This is a genomic window from Paraburkholderia sp. TE9906 (assembly GCF_056279605.1).
The window spans coordinates 303183-324044 of sequence record NZ_JBWCCT010000003.1 but is presented as its reverse complement, the minus strand read 5'-3'; the positions used below and the strand labels follow the sequence as shown (position 1 = coordinate 324044).

The window sequence follows — 20862 nt, the reverse complement described above, 5'->3', positions numbered from 1 at the left end:
TCCTTCTTGCCGTTGCGGTGGCGATTATGTTGGCAATCCTACACGTATGCCTGAATTCTAATTTTTAGACAATGCTGCACTTATACCGGTTCGCTCGTGGAGGAACGCATGAAGAAGCTACTCATTTGGCTGGGATCGGAAAAAATCATGCGCGCATTTTGACGGGGCGACTATCGTCAAGATCATCGCTTTCGTCAGTGATATGGCGCTGCTCCTGCCAGCCATTGTGATGCGAAAGCGTGTCGGTCCGGATAGACCGACACGGTGCAGCGCTCGCTGCGCTGCACCGCGCGGTGTTTCCCTCAATGCGTCAGAACAACCGCAGTAAGCCGTCCAGTCCAACCTGGTTGAACGCCACGCTGGCCGCTTCACGTACCACCGGCTTCGCGCGGAAAGCGACAGACAGACCCGCGGCGGCCATCATTTTCAGATCGTTCGAACCGTCGCCCATCGCAATCGCGCGGGTCGGTTCGATGCCGAGCGTGGCGCATGTTTCGCACAGCGTGCGTGCCTTCACATCGGCGTTCACGATCTCGCCGATCACCTTGCCGGTCAGCTTGCCGTCCATGATTTCGAGCGTGTTTGCGTGCGTGAAATCGAGACCCAGGCGTGCTTTCAGTTTCTCGGTGAAGAACGTGAATCCGCCCGACACCAGCAGTGTTTTCAATCCCGCTTCTTTCGCACCGGCCAGCATCCGCTCCGCGCCTGGTGACAGTTGCAGGCGCTCTTCATAAACGCGTTCGAGCGCGCTCGCGTCGAGACCCTTGAGCAGCGCGACGCGGCGCGTCAGGCTTTCGTTGAAGTCCTTGATCTCGCCGCGCATCGAAGCCTCGGTAATCGCCGCCACTTCGGCTTTCAGCCCGCAGAAGTCGGCGATCTCGTCGATGCATTCGATCGTGATCAGCGTCGAATCCATGTCCATCGCGACCAGCCCGAAATCGCGCAACTGGCGGCCAGCCTCGACAAACGCGTAGTCCAGTTGATGGGTCGCGCAATAGACCTCGACATCGCCGCGCTGCGCGACGCTCGCGTCGGCGATGCGAAGCGCGTTCGCGTCGATGACGGTGGCGTGCGAGCCGCGTGCGAGCGCGATGAGCGTGGTGTGGTGGTCGGCCGAAAGAGGCGCGGGGCTTTGAATGACGAGGTTCATGGACGACGCAGTGACGCAGGAAAGAGGGCGCGCGGCGCGCGCGGAAAATCCCTCTATTGTATCGGTTCCGTGGGACGTGCCATCGTGAGCGCCCAGGAGGCGGCACGGGGACGGGTTGCGAGAACAGGAACGAAAGGCGGGGCGGTTGAATGCGTTGCGCCGTTGGACGCGTCCATCAGGCTCGTCTGTCAAACGTCACCGCTAAACGCGACGGGACCTGCCGCCGTTTCTCAGCAGCGCCACCGTGCCGCGCGTGCGGAGCGTGCAAACGCGCCGAGAGAGACATACGCGTCGCACTACCACGACGAGGCCCAATCAACCCGGGCCAGTCCGCATGCGAATCCCGTTGCGCTTCTATCGTGCAATCCCTCCACGCCCGGTTCATACTGTCGCTTCCAACGACGCCCACCAGCCCGTGCCTGTCCCGACCTCGCGCGCCCGACACCGCCAGCGCAGGTCAGAACCAACGCACTGGCACAAGCAACAAGGCGCACCCCTACGGAGACAACCGCATGACCCCGGCGACCGCCAGCGACGCATCCTCCCTTGCACGCGACTTCGATCTTCGCCACCTGAGTCCCGCGTTCTACGCCAATCCCTATCCGGTCTACCACGCGCTGCGCAGCCACGAGCCGATCCGGCGCATGCCGGACGGTTCGCTGTTTCTGACGCGCTTTCGCGACGTGCAAGCGGTCTACCGCGACCCGAAAACCTTCAGCTCCGACAAGACCGTCGAGTTCAAGCCGAAATACGGCGACTCGCCGCTCTATACGCATCACACCACCAGCCTCGTCTTCAACGACCCGCCGCGTCACACGCGTGTGCGCAAGCTGATCGCCGGTGCGCTCACGGCGCGCGCGATCGCGGCGATGGAGCCGGGCCTGATCCGCCTCGTCGATGGCTTGCTCGATGCGGCGGCCCGGCGTGGCCGCATCGATCTGATCGGCGAGTTCGCATCAGCGATTCCGGTCGAGATCATCGGTAATCTGCTGGACGTTCCGCACGAGGAGCGCGAGCCCCTGCGCGACTGGTCGCTCGCGATTCTCGGCGCGCTCGAACCGTCGCTTAGCGACGCGCAGCTCGAACGCGGCAATCGCGCGGTGAGCGAGTTCGTCGACTATCTGCGCGAACTGGTCGCGCGGCGCCGGCGCGAACCGGGCGACCCGCAGCACGACGTGCTGACACGGCTCATCCAGGGCGAAGCCGGTGGCGAGCAATTGTCGGAAGCGGAGTTGCTGCAGAACTGCATTTTCATTCTGAATGCCGGGCACGAGACCACCACCAACCTGATCGGCAACGGTCTCGTCACGCTCACCGAATGGCCCGACCAGCTCGCCGCGCTGCTGCGCGAGCCGTCGCTGATCGAGACGGCGGTCGAGGAATGCCTGCGGTACGAGAGTTCGAACCAGCTCGGCAACCGGATGGCGACCGTCGACACCGAGATCGGCGGCGCCGCGGTCGCGCGCGGCACGCCGGTCACGCTGTGCATCGGCGCGGCCAATCGCGATCCGGAACAGTTTGCGGAGCCGGACCGCTTCGACATTCGCCGCGATCCGAACCGGCATCTCGCGTTCGGCTTCGGCATCCATCAATGCGCCGGGCTATCGTTGGCGCGACTTGAGGCGCGCATCGCAATCGGACGTTTCGTGCAGCGTTTTCCGACGTATCGCCTCGCTGGCGAGCCGACGCGTGGCGGACGCGTACGCTTTCGCGGCTTCGCGGCCGTGCCGGTCGATGTCGCGCCCGAGGCTGGGCCCGCATAGCGCCGCGCACCGTAGCTTTTGCCGTCCTGACGCAAGACTTACCGCCTGTGTAGCAGGGCCCGCTGCGCTCGCCGGAGCCGGGCGCCACGCCCGCGCCGCGCCCGGCTCCGGCCGCCAAACCGTGGCACGCTTGCTGCTTCGTTTCTAGTCTTCGGCATACGGGAGCGCACGATGGCACACATGATCTGGAAAGGCGCAATCAGTTTCGGGCTCGTCCACGTGCCGGTGCAGTTGTATCCGGCGACGCAGTCGGAAAAGGTCGGCTTCAATCTGCTCGATAAGCGCACGATCGATCCGGTCGGCTACAAGCAGATCAACAAGCGCACAGGCAAGGACGTGAGCCGCGAAAACATCGTGCGCGGCTTCGAGTACGAAAAGGATAAGTACGTCGTCCTGTCGGACGACGAGATCCGCGCGGCGAATCCCGAGTCGACGCAGACGGTCGACATCCTCGCCTTCGTCGACGCACCCGATATCTCGTTCCTCTACCTCGACACGCCGTATTTCCTGACGCCCGACCGCAAGGGTGAGAAGGTGTACGCATTGCTGCGCGAAGCGATGAAGGCGTCGGGCAAGGTCGGCGTCGCGAGCGTCGTGCTGCACAACAAGCAGCATCTGGCAGCGCTGATTCCGGTCGGCCCGGTGCTGGCGCTGAACACGCTGCGCTGGGCCGCCGAGGTGCGCGGCTTCGACGAATTCAAGCTGCCGCCCGAAGGGATGAAGGCCGCGGGCGTGTCGGCGCGGGAACTCGACATGGCGAAGAAACTGATCGACGACATGAGCGATGCGTGGGATCCCTCGCAGTATCACGACACGTTCCGCGACGACATCATGGCGCTGGTCGATCGCAAGATTCGCGCGGGCAAGACCGAGGAAATCACCGAGGTCGAGGCGCCGCACGAGTCGCGTCAATCGGCCGATATTCTCGATCTGTCCGATCTGCTCAAACGGAGCCTGGGCCGAGGCAAAGGCAAACCGGCGGCAGGCGCTCGCAAGCGCGCGGCAGACGATGACGACGATCAGGACGACGCCGATGCTGACGGCAAGGCCTCGGAACCGGCCCGCAAGAAGCCTCGTACGACGCGTGCGGCGAGCACGTCGCGCGGTCGCAGTAGCGGCGGCGGTACTGCCGGCGGCCGCGCGACGGCGGGCAAAACCGCCGCGGCGCCAGCGGCCCGTAAGCGCCGCGCGGCCGCATGAACGCCCCGGCCACCTGAGCGTTGCGCTAACGGGTAAGCCACACCCCAATCACTTTGGACGACGTCATCGCCATGAACGACAGACTCGACCTCTACCACCGCAAGCGTCGCTTCGACGAAACGCCGGAGCCCGCCGGCGCCCGGACAGGATCGAAGCGTTCCACCGGCCGCAAAACGGCGTCCCGCTCGAAGGACCCGACGCTCGCGTACGTGATTCAGGAGCATGACGCACGGCGGCTGCATTACGACTTCCGGCTCGAACTCAATGGCACGTTGTTGTCATGGGCGGTGCCGAAGGGGCCGAGTCTCGATCCGTCGGTGAAGCGGCTGGCGGTGCACGTCGAAGATCACCCGGTCGAATACGGCTCGTTCGAGGGAGAGATCCCCGCCGGCAACTACGGGGCGGGCAGCGTGCTCGTGTGGGATCGCGGTTCGTGGGAACCGGTCGGCGGCGCGGCGGAGGCGGCGCGCGCCTATGCGGCCGGCAAGCTCAAATTCCAGCTTCACGGCGAGAAGCTGCGCGGCGGCTGGACACTGGTGCGCAGTCACATGCGCGGCAGCGGCGACAAGGAACAGTGGCTGTTGATCAAGGAGCGCGACGATGAAGCGCGCGACGAGAGCGAGTATGACGTTCTGCAGAAGCGTCCCGGGAGTGTGCTCGGTGGCGGGTCGGCAGCGGGGAGTGGGGCGAACTCGAAAGGTGCCGCCGGCAAAACTGCGAGCAAAGGGAAAGGGAAAGCCGCAAGCGGGCGTGCGGGTAAAACTGCACCCGGCAGCGAAGACGAAATTGCAAACGAGACCCCTGGCGAAGGCAAAACACGGAAGGGCGCAAGCAGCATCGCAAGAGAGCCTGCCACGGCTTCGACAACGAATTCGCCTCCCAACAGGACTTTCCCGGCCGCTGTACAAGCCACCGCCCGACGCAACACAAAATCCGCGCCATCGAGCCGTGCGGACCCGAAGCGGCCCGACATCGTTTCCACCCGTACCGGGGAATCTCTGCGCGAGCTCGCCGCGTCGCCGTCGATCGAAGGGGCGCTCAAGGCTCGCTTGCCCGCCACGTTCAAGCCGCAACTGGCGACACTCGTCGACGCCGCTCCACCCGGCGACGACTGGACCTACGAAATCAAATTCGACGGCTATCGCGTACTGGCGCGCATCGAGCGGTCCGCCAAAGGGAGTGCAGTCAAGGTGTTCACGCGCGCGGGCAACGACTGGACCGCGAAGTTCGGCAAGCAGGTTCAGGCGCTCGACCGACTCGGCCTCGAAAGCGCATGGCTCGATGGCGAAGCGGTCGTGCTCGACGAACAGGGCGTGCCGAGTTTTCAGGCGCTGCAAAACGCGTTCGACTCGAACCGTCCGCAGGACATCGTCATCTATCTGTTCGACGTGCCGTTTCTGAACGGCTACGACTTGCGCGGCGTGCCCCTCGAACAGCGCCGCGCGATTCTGCACGCCCTGCTGGAGGAGGTCGACGACAGCGTGCTGCGCTTCTCGAACGACTTCGCCTTCAGTGCCGACGAACTGCTCAGGAGTGCGTGCGACATGGCGCTCGAAGGCATCATCGGCAAGCGGCGCGATAGCGGCTATCTGTCGGGGCGCTCGCAGACGTGGATCAAACTGAAGTGCCGGCGGCGCCAGGAGTTCGTGATCGGCGGATATTCGGAACCGGGCGGCAGCCGCGCGGCGTTCGGTGCGCTGCTGCTCGGCGTCTACGACGGCGACGGGCGGCTGCGCTACGCCGGGCGGGTCGGCACGGGCTTCGACGCCGCGTTGCTGCGCTCGGTCAAGAAAGCACTCGACGCGCACGAGACGAAGCGCATGCCGTTCGCCGCCGCGCCGCGCGAGCGCAGCCGCACACCGGTGCACTGGGTCGAACCGGTACTCGTCGCCGAATGCAACTTCGCCGAGTGGACGAGCGACGGCATCGTGCGCCAGGCGTCGTTCGTGAGTCTGCGCGACGACAAGCCGCCGCGTCAGATCGTCAAGGAAACATCCCGCCAAGGAGCCGACGTGCAACAGCTAACCGATAACGGGTCCGATGCCGCGCCGAAGAAGCGGGCGGTGTCGAAGGCGGGTGGGTCAAAGACCGCCGCTTCAAAGACCGCCGCCTCGAAGACTACCGCTTCGAAGACCACCGCCTCGAAGACCACAACCGCAAAGACCACAACCGCAAAGACCACAGCCGCAAAGACCACTACCAGAACAACCACCCCCAGCGAGGTCGCAAGCGTGCGCATCTCCCACCCCGACCGCGTCATCGACAAAAGCACCGGCACGCGCAAGATCGACCTCGTGCGGTACTACGAGTCCATCGCCGACTGGATGCTGCCGCATCTGCAGGACCGGCCGGTGTCGCTGGTGCGCGCGCCCGAGGACATCGGCGGCGAGTTGTTCTTTCAGAAGCACAGCCAGAAGCTGTCGATTCCGAACGTCACGCAGCATCCCGGTCTCGACCCCGGCCATCCGCCGCTGATCACCGTCGAGACGATCGAGGCGCTGGTCGGCGCCGCGCAAATGGGTACGGTCGAATTTCACACGTGGAATGCGCTTGCCGCCAATATCGAAAAGCCCGATCGCATGGTGTTCGATCTCGATCCCGACGCCGCGCTCGGTTGGGAGCGCATGATCGAAGCCGCGCAACTCACGCGTTCGCTGCTCGACGAACTCGGCCTCAAGTCGTTCTGCAAGACGAGCGGCGGCAAGGGCTTGCATGTCGTCGTGCCGCTCGCGAAGCAGGCCGGCTGGGACGAGGTGAAAGACTTCTCTCAAGCCGTCGCGCAACATATGGCGACGACGCTGCCCAAGCAATTCAGCGCGAAGATGGGCGCACAGAATCGCAAGCAGAAGATCTTCGTCGATTACCTGCGCAACAACCGCGGCTCCAGCACGGTGGCCGCATTCTCGGCACGCGCGCGGCCGGGGCTGGGTGTGTCGGTGCCGCTGTCATGGGACGAAGTCGCAGCCACCACGGGCGGCGATCAGTGGACCATCGCGAACCTGCACGAACGCCTCGCCGATCTCGCACGCGATCCTTGGGCGGACTATGCGAAGACGCGCCAGCGCATTACCGCCGCGATGAAAAAACGCCTGGACGAAGCGCGATGAGCGTTTGCCAGTCGATCTCACTCAATACGGGAAGGAGCACATTATGAAGACCTCACCGCAATCGTCGGACGGCGACAAGCAGGCCGATCCGCATGGGCAGAAACAGCCGCGTTCGTTGCAGGATGCCGCCGCGCCGTTACCGCATGAAATCGATCAGGATCCCGAATCGCAGCACGAGGATGAGCCGCGCCATGTCGGCAAGCAGGCGCATCGGGATCTCGAACGCGGGTTGAAAGATACCGACCGCCGTGGCGGCGACGAGTATCAGCAGCAGACGCAGAACGATACGCATACCGATGTAAATTCGGACGGCAAACAGGATGATGCGGGGCGGCCGGGCAAGCGCTGACGGAGGGGGCCTCGAGCGCTGATGGACGGGGCAGGCTGAGTCGGGCGCGGCGTTGCCGCCGGTTCGGCTCAAGCCGACTCGACGTCAGCCAGAAACCTCCCCGAAGCCGATTCAGCGCCGACTCAAAGTCGACTCAAAGCGAGCCGGGCTCAAAGCAATCCAAAGCCCGCCCAAACTCCGCTCGAAACCGATCCAAACCTAACCTAACCCAGCCACACCATCCCAATAAGGCGGATCACCAAAATGCGCCGCCAAAAACGCGATGAACGCGAGCGTCTTCGGCGGCACGAACGCGCGGCTTGGATACACCGCCCAGATCGCCACCTCCTCGGCCAGGGGATAGGCGTCGAGCACGCGGACCAGTGCGCCGCTGCGCAAATAGGGCGCCACGTCCCACGTCGATTTCAGCGCGATGCCGAAGCCCGCGAGCAGCGCATCGCGGATCACCTCGCCGTTGTCGGTGACGAGCCGCCCGCTCACGCGCACGTCGAGCGGCCCGGCGGGCGTGACGAAGGCCCAGTCCCGCTGGTCCGACAGAATCATGCATTCGTGGCGAGCGAGATCTGACGGATGATGCGGTAGGCCGTGTGCGGCGAGATAGGCGGGCGCGGCGCACAGCACCCGCCGGTTCACCGCGAGGCGCCGCGCGACCAGCGACGAATCCTTCAGCACGCCGACGCGGATCGCCACGTCGATCCCCGCATCGACCAGATCGATCACTTGATCGGTCAGCCGCAAATCGACGCTGACGCCGGGATGGCGGCGCAGAAATTCGCTGATCACCGGCGACACGTGCTGCCGCCCGAACGACGACGGCATCGACACCCGCAAGCGACCCTGCGGCTCGGCTTGCGCGCGGCCCACCGACGCGCGCGCGGCGGCTGCCGCGTCGAGCAGCGCTTCGGCGCGTGTCATGAACACTTCGCCGTCCTGAGTGAGACTGATGCGGCGGGTCGTCCGGTGCAGCAGGCGCGCGCCGAGGAGCCGTTCCAGTTGCGCGATGCGCGAGCTCGCGACCGCCGCCGACAAGCCGAACTCGCGCCCGGCCGCCGACACGTTCGCGAGCAGCGCGGCGCGCACGAACAGGGCGACGTCGAGCAGATCGAGCCGCTCCCGTTCGCTGGACGAGGATCGCGCGGTGGGATCGGGAAGATTCATTATTCTGAAATACAAAAAGATGTTTCAGTCATTATGCCGGTTTTATAAGAGTAAGAATCGCCGTAGGATCACACGCATGGATCGGCGGCAAGGCTCGCCGACCCTTCATCTCATTGAAACGGACAGAACAGGAGCCTCCATGAAAGCCGTCGGTCTCTACCGCTACTTGCCGATCGATCAAACCGAAGCGCTGGTCGACGTCGACATTCCGAAACCCGAAGCCACGGGGCGCGACCTGCTGGTGAAGGTCGAGGCGATCTCCGTCAATCCGGTCGACACCAAGGTGCGCGCGCCGAAAGACACCGTCGAAAAGACGCCGCGCGTGCTGGGCTGGGATGCCGCCGGCACGGTGGCCGCTGTCGGCCCGGACGTCACGCTGTTCAAGGTCGGCGATCCGGTGTTCTATGCGGGCAGCATCACGCGGCCGGGCGCGAACAGCGAGTTCCATCTGGTCGACGAGCGGATCGTCGGGCGCAAGCCGGCGTCGCTCGATTTCACGCACGCGGCCGCGCTGCCGCTGACCGCGATCACCGCGTGGGAAGCATTGTTCGACCGCCTCGGCGTGTCGCCGCAAGGCGCGGACGCAGGCCGCACGGTGCTGATTTTCGGCGGCGCGGGCGGCGTCGGCTCGATCGGCATTCAACTGGCGAAGCAGTTGGCGAAGCTGAAAGTGATCGCGACCGCGTCGCGTCCCGAATCGGCGAAATGGGCGACCGAACTGGGCGCGGACCATACCGTCGATCACTTCGGCGACATTCCCGCGCAGTTGAAAAAGCTCGGCATCGAGCAGGTCGATTACGTGCTGATGTTCAACGACACCGACAAGAATTTTCCGGTGGCCGCGCAAATCATCAAGCCGCAAGGCGGCATTTGCACGATCGTCGAGAACAGCGAGCCTGTGCCGGTCGAACTGCTGAAGGCGAAAAGCGCCGCGTTGCATTGGGAGTTCATGTTCACCCGCTCGATGTTCGGCACGCCCGACATGATCGAACAGCACAAGCTGCTGACCGAAGTGGCGCGCCTCTTCGACGCGGGCACGCTGCGCACGACCGTCGGAGAAGAACTCGGGACGATCAACGCGGCGAATCTGCGCCGTGCGCATCGGCTGCTCGAAGAAGGGCGCGCGATCGGCAAGCTGGTCTTGACGGGCTTCTAAGCCGCACCGTGCGCGGATGCATGATTCGATATGGCTGGTGCCGCAGTCATACGCGCCGGCCATGTTCAGTTGCCGCGCACCATCCGAGACAACGCAATGCGGTGTGCCGCGAGGTGGGGCGATCGAAGCGGCGGCCAGAGCCTCCCGCAATCGCAGCGTTTTGGCGATTGCACACGCAGAAAACGCGTCCCCGCAAGCGGGTTAACACCCGAGCCCAGGCGGCACGCGCGGTGCCGCGCTTGGCGTTAGACTGGCGGTGCATCATGCGAAAACAGTTGCGTGTCTCGCGCACCGGTTCGCCGGGCCAACCGCCCGGCTCGGGCGGTGCATCATAGACAGTAGCGTTGAAGCGGGGCGCGCAGCGGCACAACAACGAGGTGACAGTATGAGCTCCAGCTTCAAACTCTCCGCCGTTTCAGTTGTCGCTTCTCTCGCTTGCGCGCTCGCGCCCGTCATGCTCGTGCCGGCGGCTCACGCAGCCACGCCGATCACGGTGACGACCCAGTCCGCGCTCGACGGTCCGATCCGCTACACGGTTCGCGTCACGTCGAAGCAGTTCGGCAACTCACAGGAAACCCGCACGATCCGCTCGGGCGAGACCGACGACTTCACATGGAAGACCGTGCCGCCGGGCGGCCCGGTGACCGGCACGGATGCGTGTCCGAACTATGCGTCGCTGCCGGTCGATACCAACGGCGCGATGATCCGGCAGACACAGATCCGCTTTGCACCGGTCGTCGGCAGCGACGGCACGGCGAGCGTGCAGATGAGCTTCCAGGCGCAGGCGCCGCATGGGGTGAAGACCGTGACGAGCGGCGGAAAAACGATCAAGTGTCCGAACGATGTGCGCGTGAGTCAGATTCTGCGCTTTACGATGCCGGTCAACGGCAGCACGAAAACGCTCACGCTCAGCGACGGCACTGAAGTGGCGGTCAGCGCCAAGCGCTGAAGCCGGTTGAAGAGGGGGCGTCGGCGGCGCGCCGCATGCGTGCTGCTGGGCGCGGCCTGCCGCTGGACAGGTGAGCACAGGCCTTGGCGCGATGCCTTCCGCGGCCCGTGAACCTGGCACGCCGCTGCGTCGTCGAGCAGGGTATGCGGCGGCGCATCGAGCAAGCCTGAGCATGTCTGCCGCTGCGTCTTCGCGCGACGTTTGTCACGATGTCTTTAGCACTGACTGAGCATGTCTTGTCACCGTGTTGTGTTTGCGAGCGAGGCTTGCCGCGACATCTGCCTCAGTCTCCAGGCACGGCCCGCCTGCACACCCCTCAGCGACGCTTCACCGCCCGCTCCATCAGCCGCGCCGACAAGAAGCGGTGCTCCGCCGAGAACAGCCGCCGGTACGTCAGCAGCACCGCACCCACGGTCCCCAGCGTCGATGACGCCGCGATCAGAAACATAATGACGATCTGATAGCGCACTGCCTGCAATGGCGACTGCCCGGCCAGCACCTGGCCGGTCATCATGCCGGGCAGGCTCACCACGCCGACCACCGCCATCTGGTTCAATGTCGGCATCATGCCCGCACGCACGGCTTGCCGCGCCGGCGCCTGCGCCGCTTCCCAGCGTGTCGCGCCGAGCGCGAGCGCCATGTCGACGCGGTCGCGCCGCGCCGTCAATTCCTCGGTCATCCGTTCGATGCCGAGCGACACGCCGGTTAGCGTATTGCCGAGGATCATCCCGAGGATCGGAATCGCATACTGCGGCTCGTACCAGGGATGAATGCGGATTACGACGAACAGGCCGACCGCGGCCACCAGCCACGAACTGACCCAGATCGACAGCACGCTGTCGGCGCGCTGCCCGGCATAGGTGCGGGTGCCGCGCCCCGCGCCCGCGAAGCCGGCGATCAGCGTCATCACGATCATCAGCGGCAGCACGACGTACCAGCGGTCGTAACTGAACACCCAGCCGAGCACATAGCCGATCGCGAGCAACTGCACCACGGTGCGTAGCGCGGCCCACGCGAGCTTGCGTTCGAGATCGAGCTTCAGCGCCACCGACACCGCGCCGTTCACGACGATCAGCAGCGCGGCGATCGCGACGTCCCACAAACTCAGGTTCTGCAATGTCATGGGGCGGGCTCCTGATGCACGGACATCGGCGCGGCGATTTCGTCGAGCGTGCCGGCGCGCATTGTCAGATGGCGCTCGCTCATGCGCGCGGCTTGCGCCGGATCGTGCGACACCCAGATCGACGCATGATGGCCGGGATCGGCGTCGAACCACGCGCGCACCAGCGCCTCGATCGCGAGCGACGACTCCGGGTCGAGCGATGCGGTAGGTTCGTCGAGCAGCAGCACCTCGGGCGCGAGTTGCAGCACGCGGATCAGCGCGGTGATCTGCGCTTCGCCGCCGGACAGTTCGCTCGCGCGTTTGTCGAGAAAGTCGCCGGCACGTCCCGCCTGAGTGGCGAGACTAGCCGCCCGCGTGCGATCGAAGCGCACGTCGCGATAGGCGCGCAATTCGAACGGATAGCGCAGGTTGTCTTCGACACTGCCGTCGAGCAGCGCGGGACGCTGCCGGATATAGGCGACGCTGCGCCGGTAACGCGGAATCGCGCCGCGCTCGACCGTCGCACCGTGCCACAGGATGCGTCCAGCATCGAGTGGATCGAGCAAGGCGAGCGCGCGCAGCAACACGCTCTTGCCCGAGCCGGACGCGCCGGTGATCGCGACACGCTCGCCGGCGTGCAGCGCGAAGGTCGTCGGCAGCAACAGCGTCTGGCCGCGCAGCGCATCGCGCCGGACGATACCGTCGGCGAGGACGAAAGGAACATCGGTCATGAGTTGGATCGCAGTGGGGGTTGTGTCATGGCCGGGATGACGTGCGAGGCGGCACTCTGTGCCGCCGATTCGCCGTCGAGGCGTGCAGCATGATAAAACGACAACGCGAACGACAACACGAACGGCAGCGCGAACGACAACGCGCTGCGTCGCCAGGCGCCGGGCACGATATCTGCTGGCCGGTCGATAACGTAGAACAATGACGGAGCTTCACAATGGCAGGGTCGAGCACCATCGGACGGCGGATCGGAAAAATCATCGCATGGCTGCTGGCGGCTATCGTCCTTCTGATTATCGCGCTGACCATTTTTATTCTGACCTTCGACTGGAATCGTGCCCGGCCTTATGTCAACGACAAGGTCACGCAAGCCATCGGCCGGCCGTTCGCGATCAATGGGGATCTGAAGGTGGGCTGGCGGCATCCGGTCGGCGAGACCGGATGGCGCGGCTGGGTGCCCTGGCCGCGCTTCTCGGCGGCGAACATCACGGTGGGCAATCCCGACTGGACCAAGCAGCCGAACTTCGCCACGCTCGATGAAATCGATTTCCAGGTCAAGGTGCTGCCGCTGCTTGCGCACGACATCGTGATTCCGGCGATCAACCTCGTGAATCCGTCCGTCGATCTCGAACGTCTGCTCGACGGGCGCAACAACTGGACTTTCAAATTGCCTGCATCGAGCGGGCCATCCGAATGGAAGCTCGATCTGCACGACATCGCGTTTGCGAAGGGCAATATCGCGCTGTCCGACCAGCAGAAGAAAGTCGACGTGCAGATGGTCATCGACACGCTCGGCCAGCCGATTCCGATCGGCGAGGCGATGAAGCAGCAGGAAGAGGCCTCGCGCAGCGCGTCGGCGCAGGCGATCGGCAAGGCGGGTGCGAGCAAGCTGACGGCGCAGGCGAATGCGCAGGCGGCATCGGAGGCTGCGGCGGCATCGGCGGCGGCCGCGTCGGGCGCCTCGGCGACCGATATCGATGCGTCAGGCGCAACCGCGGCGTCGGGTGCATCGGGCGCGCTGATGGCCGGCGGTTCCCGCGCGGCCGGCGAGGGCGCGAGCGGCGCGGCAGCGACATCGGGCACGAGCGAAACGAAGGCGCAGGCGAGCGCCTCGGCTGGGGCGAAGCGGGAGATCCCGCCGTATGCGATCGGCTGGACCATCAAGGGCACCTATAACAAGACACCGGTGGCGGGCAGCGGCAAGGTCGGCGGCGTGCTGGCGCTCCAGGACGCGAACCGGCCGTTCCCCGTGCAGGCCGACGTGAAGGCGGGCGACTTGCACGTGGGTCTCGTCGGCACGATCACCGATCCCGCGCATCTTGCTGCGGTCGATCTGCGCCTCTGGCTGCAAGGCAACAGCCTGGCGCGTCTCTATTCGCTGACGGGCGTGACCTTGCCCGACACCCCGCCGTATGCGACCGAAGGCCGGCTGATCGGTCAGTTCAAGTCGAGCGGCAATGTCTTCAAGTATGAAAATTTTACAGGCCGGGTCGGCGGCAGCGATCTGAACGGGTCGTTGACCTATACGGCGCGTGAGCCGCGTCCGCTGCTGCAGGGCGAACTGGTGTCGCATCTGCTGCAGTTCTCGGATCTGGCGCCGGTGATCGGCGCGGACTCGAACGCGAGCAAGGCCAAACGCGGCGATGCGACGGCGCAGCCGAGCGGCCGCGTGCTGCCGGTCGAGGAATTCCGTACCGACCGCTGGAAGGCGATCGACGCCGACGTCAGGTTCACCGGCCGGCGCATCGTCAAGACCACCGATCTGCCGATCACGGACCTGTACACGCATGTCGTCATGACCGATGGGGTCTTGTCGCTGGAGCCGCTGAAATTTGGCGTAGCGGGCGGCTCGCTCGCATCGGACATTCATCTGGACGGCAGCGCGGTGCCGCTGAAGGGGCGCTTTGCAACCTCGGCGCGTCATCTGAAGCTCAAGCAGTTGTTCCCAAACTTCAAGACGATGCAAAACGCCCTCGGCGAGATCAACGGCGATGCCGCCTTGACCGCGACCGGCAATTCGCCGGCGGCGCTCGCGGCCACCTCAAACGGCGAGTTGAAGGCACTGGTGACGGACGGCACCGTGAGCCGTCTGCTGATGGAAGCGGCGGGGCTGAACGTGGCGAACGTCGTGTATGAAAAACTGTTCGGCAATCGCGACGTGAAGATCAATTGCGCGGCCGCCGATTTCGTCGCGACCAACGGCGTGCTCGAGTCGCGCATATTCGCACTCGATACCGACGATGCGGTGATCAACATCGACGGCACCGTCAATCTGCGCGACGAGACGCTCAATCTTGGCGTGCATCCTCATACCAAGGGCTTCCGCGTGTTTTCGCTGCGCTCGCCGCTCTACGTGAAGGGCACCTTCAAGGACCCGCATGTGGGCGTGAACGTGGCGGCGCTCGCGTTGCGAGGCGGCGCGGTAATCGGGCTCGGCCTGATCAATCCGTTCGCGGCGCTGATTCCATTGCTCGCGCCTAGCAACAACAAGCCGCTGCCGTGTGCGCAATTGCTGTCGCAGGTTCGTCAGGCGCCGACGGCGCCGCCGCCAGGCGTCAAGCAGAAGCCCAAGGCGCCACTGTCGCTCGAAGGCGCACCGGTCAACAAGTCTGGGGGAGGTGCGTCGTCGCCTGCCGCGGCGAATCGAAAGCCCGCTGTCATGTCGCCGGCGAGCGCGGCCGAATATAAGGGGAGCTGATGTTTTCCGTGCTACCGGTGCTGCCCGCGGACTGGCCGAGCTGGAGCTTCGGCGGCTGCCTGTCGTTCATCTTCCTGTGGCTGATCAGCATGCCGCCCGTGGGCGGCCACGCCGACGAATCGATCACGGAGTAACGGACAGCATCACGCCGCCTGTGGGGCGCGCGCATACCCATGCAGCGCCGGACATGGCAAGTTCAACTGAAGAGAAGGGATACAGCGCCGCCTGGATCAAACCGGCGGCGCTGCCGGGCGCAGCAAAGCAAGTGCAGGAATGAACTGCCGGAGCTAACGCGACATATCTACCTGAGCGAGCGCGGTGTGGCATCGCCTGCCGCATCCTGGCGACGCACGCCCCGACGCGTACCCACGCGCGTGGCGCCGAATTCCGTGAGAATCTTGCCGCGCGCACGGCTGGCGAAGACAAGGAAGCCGAAGCCGTCCGCCTCGTACCAGTACCCGCCGTTCTCGAGCCCGTCGAGCGGCTGTTCCAACGCATTGGTGATGGATTCGATGCAGCGCCGCCTCAACTCTGCGGGCGCCGGATAGGGTGGTTGCGCGCCGCGTACGCTGCACAGGAGCACGTCGAGCCCGGGCAACACGTGGGCATACAACACCGGCTCGTCTTGTGCACGAGCACGCGCAATCTTGGTGTCGAGCTGACCGAACGGCTTGAAATGCCGCAGTACCGCGAGGAACGACTCATCGCCGTCCACCTTCGCGCGTCTACGCTTTTTCGGGAAGGACATAAAAATTCGCCTGAAAAAGAATTGCAAGAAACGCTGCGTCCTCATGCGACAACTCCCGGCTTCGCGCGCCGCACGTCGATCTTTTATAGCATACGACAAGGTCGGATTCACGATGAATCGACGACTTCGCCGCCTCATCGCCTCCCGCACGAATCATGCCGAACCGCCTCGCCGCGCGCTTTCGCATCCCATCACATCTGTCTCCATCATAGACGCACGAGCCGCCGAAAAAACATCCGATATCAATAAAAAAGTCATTTTTATGTGGGCGAGCGCATCTTGTGGTTGCGTTGAAATATCTCGCGTTCACGTCGATAATGGCCCGGCCGGCTGCATTGCGCAGCGCGCGAGGCGCTTGCCTCTGGCGCGTGAGCGGGGCGCGCGCAACCGGTGCTCGCGAGCCGCCTCGGCTCGAACGACCCTTCGGGTGACCATGAAATTATTCACGAAGGGTCTGCTGCTGATTGCAGTGCCGAGCGTGGTCGAGCTGGCGCTTCTTGGCGTCGTCTTCGATACCCAGGAGCAGACAGCGCAGGCCGCGCAGTGGGTCGACAACAGCAAGCAGATCCTCTATCAGTCATCGGCCCTCGTCGATCCGCTGCTGCGTCAGGCCGCGCGCGTGCGCACGGCCATGGCGACCCGCGACGCCTCGCTGCTCGAGCGTCATACGGTGTGGGTCGACCTCGGCGACCGTCTGTCGAAACTCGACGCGCTGGTCGCCGGCACGCCGCAGCAGGTCGAGCGCGTGCGCAACATGCAGCGCGTGGTCGATGCCTATCGCGCGCACACGCTCGCCATTTCGCAGGCGCTGCACGAGGGGCGCGGCCTCGCGCCGTTCATCGCACGGGAGACCGGCGCATTGCCGCGGCAGATCGTGCTGTTTCGCGACGAACTCACCGCGTTCGGCAACGAGGCTACGCGGCTCGATGCCGACCGTTCGGCCGCGCTCGCACGGCGCCGTGAGCGTCAGCAAAACGCGCTGATCGCAGCGGTGCTAGGCTCGATGCTGATCTGGGCGGCCACGGCGGTAGTGTTCGCGCGTAGCATCGGGCGGCGCCTGGAAGTGTTGACCGACAACGCCGAGCGCCTTGGCAACGGTCGGCCGCTCGCAGTACCGCTGTCGGGCAACGACGAAATCTCGACGCTCGACGCCGTGCTGCATCAGACCGGTGCGCGTCTGCGCGAAGCGGACAAGGAGCAGGCCACGCTCAAGACGCGGCTCGAAGCGCGCGCGCTGGAGCTTGCGAGCGTCAACGAGGAACTGCGTCAGGAAACACAAGACAACGAAATGTTCATCTACAGCGTGTCGCATGATTTGCGCTCGCCGCTGGTGAATCTGCAAGGCTTTTCGAAGGAATTGCAGGTGTCGTGCGACGAACTGGATACCATCGTGGCGCAGGCCGGATTGCCGGAGGCGGAGCGTCGGCGCATGGCGCATATTCTCGACGGCGACGTGCGCGAGTCGTTGCACTATTTGCGCACCGCGGTGACACGGGCGGCGTCGATCATCGACGCGCTGTTGCGGATTTCGCGCGTGGGGCGGCTCGAATATCAATGGCAGCGGGTCAGTGTGGGGCGCGTGGTGGGCCGGGTGGTCGACGCGCTGCGGGGCGCCATCAGCGAGCGCCAGGCGGTCGTGACGGTGCGTGAGTTGCCGCCCGCGTGGGGCGACCCCGCCGCGGTCGAGCAGATCTTCAGCAACCTGATCGGCAACGCGCTGAATTTTCTCGACCCGGCGCGTAACGGACGTATCGAGGTCGGCGCACTGGAGCCCGAACCGGTCGATGAAACCGACCCGCGTGCGGTGCGCATGCGCACGTATTACGTCCGCGATAACGGCCTTGGGATACCGGCAGCGTATATGTCGAAGGTGTTCCGCGCGTTCCAGCGTCTGCATGGCGAGGTCGCGCGCGGCGACGGCATCGGGCTCGCGGTGGTGCGGCGCACGGTGGAGCGGCATGGCGGGCGGGTGTGGGTCGAGTCGGCCGAAGGTGCGGGATCGACCTTCTTCGTCGCGTTGCCCGAACAGCCGATACGCCTCTGACGCGGCACGGGGGACGCACGGCAGCGGTGCGGACATGACGGGCGTGACAGACATGGCGGACATGAAAGGCCGCATGGCTGGACGAATGATTAGCACGGAGCGCATATGAGTCACGGGGAAACGGTCAGCATCGTGCTGATTGAGGATGACGACGGCCACGCCACGCTGGTCGAGCGCAATCTGCGCCGCGCCGGCATATCGAACGGTTTCATACGTTTTCGTGACGGGCAGCAGGCTCTCGATTACTTCTTTGGCCCGGCGCCGCCCGAAGGCGCGGGCGGTTCGATGCCGAGCCCCGTCGCGGACGTCCATCCGCCGTGCGGAGATCTGACTCATTTCGTCGTGCTGCTCGATCTGAAAATGCCGCGGGTGGACGGCTTCGAAGTGCTGCGGCGTCTGAAGGAATCGCCGCGGACCGCCTCGGTGCCGGTGATCGTGCTGACCACGACCGACGATCCGCGCGAAATCGCCCGCTGCTACGAACTCGGCTGCAACGTCTACATCTGCAAACCGGTCGAATACGATGCGTTCATCGAAGCGGTGCGCCGTCTGGGCTTCTTCCTGCAAGTGGTCAAGCTGCCGCCCGGCCATCGGCTCGGCGCGCCTTGATCGCGGGCTTGCGCGCGGGCGTGCCCGGCGCAGTCCAAAGCTGCCCAAAAGCCGCTCATGACAAGATAGAGCCACCGATAGACCAGCCGATCAGCCAGAGAACAGTCCGCATGACCGAAGAAGTGTCCACGCCGCACGCCGCCTATGTGCTCGTCGTCGATGACGACGAAGGCATTCTGCGGCTCGCGCGCAAGTCGCTCGAACGCGCCGGCTGCCGCGTCGCGATCTGCGCGGGCGCCGATGCCGCCCGCGCGCGGCTCGCCGACGGCGGCCCCGATCTGCTGGTGCTGGACTACCAGTTGAGCGGACCGGAAACCGGACTCGACTTCTTTCGCCGCCTGCGCGCGGAAGGCGTGCGGATTCCCGCGATCCTCGTGACCGGCTTTACCGACGAATCGCGCGTGATCGAAGCATTGCGCGCGGGCGTCTCCGACGTGGTGCCGAAGGCCGGCGATTACCTCGATTACCTGCCGGAAGCCGTCGAGCGCGTGCTGTCGCAAGTGCGCATGCAAAGAGCGTCGGACGAGGCCTTGCTGCTGCGCGATCGCGAGCAGCATTACCGCACGTTGTCGGAAGCGTTGCCGCACCTCGTGCTGACCTGCAACGCGGCGGGCGACTGCGATTTTCTCTCGAAGCAGTGGTGCGACTACACGGGGCTTTCCGACCAGAGTTCGTATGGTCTCGCATGGCTGGACGCGGTACACCCCGAGGATCGCGACGCGATCCGCCGCAGTTGGCTCAAGGCGGTGGCGAGCCCGACCGGCGACTATCGGCGCGAGATGCGGATTCGCCGCCACGACGGCGAATACCGCTGGTTCGACACGCGCGTGGTGGCGGTGCGTGACGCCGAACGCAACGTCGTCAAGTGGTTCGGCAGTTGCACGGACATTCATTCGCAGCGCGAGGCGATCGAGGAACGCGAGCGGCTGCTCGCATCGGAGCAGGCGGCCCGTCAGACCGCCGAAGAAGCAAACCGCGCGAAAGACCGCTTCCTGGCGATGCTGTCGCATGAATTGCGCACGCCGCTCACGCCGGTGCTGGCCGGCGCCCGCGTGCTGGAGATGATTCCCGATCTGCCCGACCAGGCGCGCAACAGCGTGCGCATGATCCGCCGCAACGTCGAACTGGAAGCGCGGCTGATCGACGACCTGCTCGATCTGACGCGCGTGGCGAACGGCAAGCTGCGGCTGTCGCTCGAAACGGTCGATGTGCATGAAGTGATGGACAGCGTGCTCGAACTCTTTCGCAGCGAGATTCAGATCAAGCAGCAGGACGTGCACGTCGACAAGCACGCGACCCATCATTACGTGCTGGCCGATCGCGCGCGCCTGCAACAGATGCTGTGGAACCTGATTCGCAACGCCGCGAAGTTCACGCCGGACGGCGGCCATATCTACGTGCGCACACGCGACGAACGCATGCACGTGCAGATCTGCGTCGAAGATACCGGCATCGGCATCGAGCCGGAACAGATCGGCAAGCTGTTCAACGCGTTCGAGCAGGGCAGCCAGAACATGACGCGGCAATTCGGCGGGCTGGGTCTGGGCCTCGCGATCACGAAGGCGTTGACCGACGTGCACGGCGGCACCGTCACCGCACAGAGCCCCGGTGCGCACTGCGGCGCGACCTTCACGATCACGCTGCCGACCGCGGCACCGCCATCGGAGGTGCAACCGGTCGCGGCCCCCGCTGCGGTGCATTCGGGCGGATTGCTGACCATCCTGCTGATCGAGGATCACGTCGATACCGCCGAGGTGATGGCGCAGCTGATCCGTGGCCTGGGTCACGACGTGACCGTGGTGGGCCGGGTCGACGATGCGCTGGCCGCCACCCAGCAGCAGGCTTTCGATCTGATCGTCAGCGACGTCGGCTTGCCGGACGGCACGGGTCTCGATTTCATCAAGGCGTTTCGCGAGCACTCGGATGCGCCCGCCGTCGCGTTGACCGGCTTCGGCACCGATGAAGACGTGCGCCGCTGTCTGAGCGCGGGCTTCACGTCGCATCTGACCAAGCCTGTCAATTTCGGCCAGCTCGAAACGATGATCGACAGCGCGGTGAATCTGAAGGCGCAAAAGCAGGCGTGACGCGTATGCCGCATGA

General features: G+C 65.1%; 17 protein-coding genes. 11 read left to right on the top strand and 6 right to left on the bottom strand.

From position 1 onward, the window contains the following. Nucleotides 1-310: 310 nt before the first annotated feature. Complete coding sequence (serB, locus tag ACZ9H4_RS09220) at nucleotides 311-1150, bottom strand: phosphoserine phosphatase SerB (RefSeq protein WP_408142458.1); 840 nt, start codon at nucleotides 1148-1150, stop codon at nucleotides 311-313. 512 nt (nucleotides 1151-1662) lie between these two features. Between serB and ACZ9H4_RS09215 the strand changes: the two genes are divergently transcribed. From ACZ9H4_RS09215 to ACZ9H4_RS09200, 4 genes are all read left to right on the top strand, one after another. Then, nucleotides 1663-2913, top strand: a complete 1251-nt coding sequence (locus ACZ9H4_RS09215; RefSeq protein ID WP_408142456.1) for a cytochrome P450 — start codon at nucleotides 1663-1665, stop codon at nucleotides 2911-2913. 171 nt (nucleotides 2914-3084) lie between these two features. Continuing rightward, nucleotides 3085-4113 carry a non-homologous end joining protein Ku gene (gene ku / locus ACZ9H4_RS09210; protein WP_408152574.1) on the top strand — a complete coding sequence of 343 codons (1029 nt, stop codon included), beginning with the start codon at nucleotides 3085-3087 and terminating at the stop codon, nucleotides 4111-4113. 71 nt (nucleotides 4114-4184) lie between these two features. Then, nucleotides 4185-7220, top strand: coding sequence for a DNA ligase D (ligD, locus tag ACZ9H4_RS09205; protein ID WP_476118852.1), 3036 nt, complete (start codon nucleotides 4185-4187; stop codon nucleotides 7218-7220). Between the two features lie 43 nt (nucleotides 7221-7263). Then, on the top strand, nucleotides 7264-7569 hold the full coding sequence (locus ACZ9H4_RS09200; protein ID WP_408152576.1) for a hypothetical protein: 306 nt from the start codon (nucleotides 7264-7266) through the stop codon (nucleotides 7567-7569). A 198-nt stretch (nucleotides 7570-7767) separates the two neighbouring features. Here ACZ9H4_RS09200 and ACZ9H4_RS09195 read toward each other — a convergent pair whose 3' ends face one another. Continuing rightward, on the bottom strand, nucleotides 7768-8727 hold the full coding sequence (locus ACZ9H4_RS09195; RefSeq protein WP_476118851.1) for a LysR family transcriptional regulator: 960 nt from the start codon (nucleotides 8725-8727) through the stop codon (nucleotides 7768-7770). A 139-nt stretch (nucleotides 8728-8866) separates the two neighbouring features. On the opposite strand from ACZ9H4_RS09195, the gene ACZ9H4_RS09190 reads away from it, so the two are divergent. Continuing rightward, nucleotides 8867-9883: a zinc-binding alcohol dehydrogenase family protein gene (locus tag ACZ9H4_RS09190; RefSeq protein WP_476118850.1), complete on the top strand. Its 1017-nt coding sequence runs from the start codon at nucleotides 8867-8869 to the stop codon at nucleotides 9881-9883. A gap of 385 nt (nucleotides 9884-10268) precedes the next feature. Beyond that, nucleotides 10269-10832 (top strand): DUF6013 family protein, encoded by a 564-nt coding sequence (locus ACZ9H4_RS09185; RefSeq protein WP_408142443.1) that lies wholly within the window; start codon nucleotides 10269-10271, stop codon nucleotides 10830-10832. Nucleotides 10833-11148: 316 nt separating this feature from the next. Here the strand turns inward: ACZ9H4_RS09185 and ACZ9H4_RS09180 are convergent, their stop codons facing one another. The 3 genes from ACZ9H4_RS09180 to ACZ9H4_RS09170 are packed head-to-tail and all read right to left on the bottom strand — an operon-like array spanning nucleotide 11149 to nucleotide 12865. After that, nucleotides 11149-11955: an ABC transporter permease gene (locus ACZ9H4_RS09180; RefSeq protein WP_408142441.1), complete on the bottom strand. Its 807-nt coding sequence runs from the start codon at nucleotides 11953-11955 to the stop codon at nucleotides 11149-11151. After that, complete coding sequence (locus ACZ9H4_RS09175) at nucleotides 11952-12665, bottom strand: ABC transporter ATP-binding protein (protein WP_408142439.1); 714 nt, start codon at nucleotides 12663-12665, stop codon at nucleotides 11952-11954. Before ACZ9H4_RS09175 ends, ACZ9H4_RS09180 begins: the two co-directional genes overlap by 4 nt. Next, a complete protein-coding gene (locus ACZ9H4_RS09170) occupies nucleotides 12662-12865 on the bottom strand; it encodes a hypothetical protein (protein WP_408142437.1) in 204 nt (67 codons plus the stop codon). Before ACZ9H4_RS09170 ends, ACZ9H4_RS09175 begins: the two co-directional genes overlap by 4 nt. Before the next feature lie 15 nt (nucleotides 12866-12880). On the opposite strand from ACZ9H4_RS09170, the gene ACZ9H4_RS09165 reads away from it, so the two are divergent. Further along, the gene (locus tag ACZ9H4_RS09165) at nucleotides 12881-15361 is read left to right on the top strand and encodes an AsmA family protein (protein ID WP_476118848.1); all 2481 of its coding nucleotides are present in this window, start codon (nucleotides 12881-12883) and stop codon (nucleotides 15359-15361) included. After that, complete coding sequence (locus tag ACZ9H4_RS09160) at nucleotides 15361-15495, top strand: hypothetical protein (protein ID WP_476118847.1); 135 nt, start codon at nucleotides 15361-15363, stop codon at nucleotides 15493-15495. Before ACZ9H4_RS09165 ends, ACZ9H4_RS09160 begins: the two co-directional genes overlap by 1 nt. Before the next feature lie 167 nt (nucleotides 15496-15662). Here ACZ9H4_RS09160 and ACZ9H4_RS09155 read toward each other — a convergent pair whose 3' ends face one another. After that, entirely contained in the window at nucleotides 15663-16154 is a 492-nt protein-coding gene (locus ACZ9H4_RS09155) for a hypothetical protein (RefSeq protein WP_408142482.1), read from the bottom strand. A gap of 388 nt (nucleotides 16155-16542) precedes the next feature. Between ACZ9H4_RS09155 and ACZ9H4_RS09150 the strand changes: the two genes are divergently transcribed. From ACZ9H4_RS09150 to ACZ9H4_RS09140, 3 genes are all read left to right on the top strand, one after another. After that, nucleotides 16543-18153, top strand: coding sequence for a sensor histidine kinase (locus ACZ9H4_RS09150; protein WP_476118846.1), 1611 nt, complete (start codon nucleotides 16543-16545; stop codon nucleotides 18151-18153). Nucleotides 18154-18258: 105 nt separating this feature from the next. Beyond that, complete coding sequence (locus tag ACZ9H4_RS09145) at nucleotides 18259-18762, top strand: response regulator (protein ID WP_408324319.1); 504 nt, start codon at nucleotides 18259-18261, stop codon at nucleotides 18760-18762. Nucleotides 18763-18872: 110 nt separating this feature from the next. Continuing rightward, entirely contained in the window at nucleotides 18873-20846 is a 1974-nt protein-coding gene (locus ACZ9H4_RS09140; protein WP_476118845.1) for a hybrid sensor histidine kinase/response regulator, read from the top strand. Nucleotides 20847-20862: the final 16 nt, after the last annotated feature.

Bases quoted from the DNA above. Each gene is read 5' to 3' on its own strand.
- ACZ9H4_RS09160 (WP_476118847.1), top strand. From the start codon at position 15,361: ATGTTTTCCGTGCTACCGGTGCTGCCCGCGGACTGGCCGAGCTGGAGC.
- ACZ9H4_RS09190 (WP_476118850.1), top strand. From the start codon at position 8,867: ATGAAAGCCGTCGGTCTCTACCGCTACTTGCCGATCGATCAAACCGAA.
- ACZ9H4_RS09175 (WP_408142439.1), bottom strand. From the start codon at position 12,665: ATGACCGATGTTCCTTTCGTCCTCGCCGACGGTATCGTCCGGCGCGAT.
- ku (WP_408152574.1), top strand. From the start codon at position 3,085: ATGGCACACATGATCTGGAAAGGCGCAATCAGTTTCGGGCTCGTCCAC.
- ACZ9H4_RS09150 (WP_476118846.1), top strand. From the start codon at position 16,543: ATGAAATTATTCACGAAGGGTCTGCTGCTGATTGCAGTGCCGAGCGTG.
- ACZ9H4_RS09180 (WP_408142441.1), bottom strand. From the start codon at position 11,955: ATGACATTGCAGAACCTGAGTTTGTGGGACGTCGCGATCGCCGCGCTG.
- ACZ9H4_RS09140 (WP_476118845.1), top strand. From the start codon at position 18,873: ATGACCGAAGAAGTGTCCACGCCGCACGCCGCCTATGTGCTCGTCGTC.
- ACZ9H4_RS09200 (WP_408152576.1), top strand. From the start codon at position 7,264: ATGAAGACCTCACCGCAATCGTCGGACGGCGACAAGCAGGCCGATCCG.
- serB (WP_408142458.1), bottom strand. From the start codon at position 1,150: ATGAACCTCGTCATTCAAAGCCCCGCGCCTCTTTCGGCCGACCACCAC.
- ACZ9H4_RS09185 (WP_408142443.1), top strand. From the start codon at position 10,269: ATGAGCTCCAGCTTCAAACTCTCCGCCGTTTCAGTTGTCGCTTCTCTC.
- ACZ9H4_RS09165 (WP_476118848.1), top strand. From the start codon at position 12,881: ATGGCAGGGTCGAGCACCATCGGACGGCGGATCGGAAAAATCATCGCA.
- ACZ9H4_RS09195 (WP_476118851.1), bottom strand. From the start codon at position 8,727: ATGAATCTTCCCGATCCCACCGCGCGATCCTCGTCCAGCGAACGGGAG.
- ACZ9H4_RS09215 (WP_408142456.1), top strand. From the start codon at position 1,663: ATGACCCCGGCGACCGCCAGCGACGCATCCTCCCTTGCACGCGACTTC.
- ligD (WP_476118852.1), top strand. From the start codon at position 4,185: ATGAACGACAGACTCGACCTCTACCACCGCAAGCGTCGCTTCGACGAA.
- ACZ9H4_RS09155 (WP_408142482.1), bottom strand. From the start codon at position 16,154: ATGAGGACGCAGCGTTTCTTGCAATTCTTTTTCAGGCGAATTTTTATG.
- ACZ9H4_RS09145 (WP_408324319.1), top strand. From the start codon at position 18,259: ATGAGTCACGGGGAAACGGTCAGCATCGTGCTGATTGAGGATGACGAC.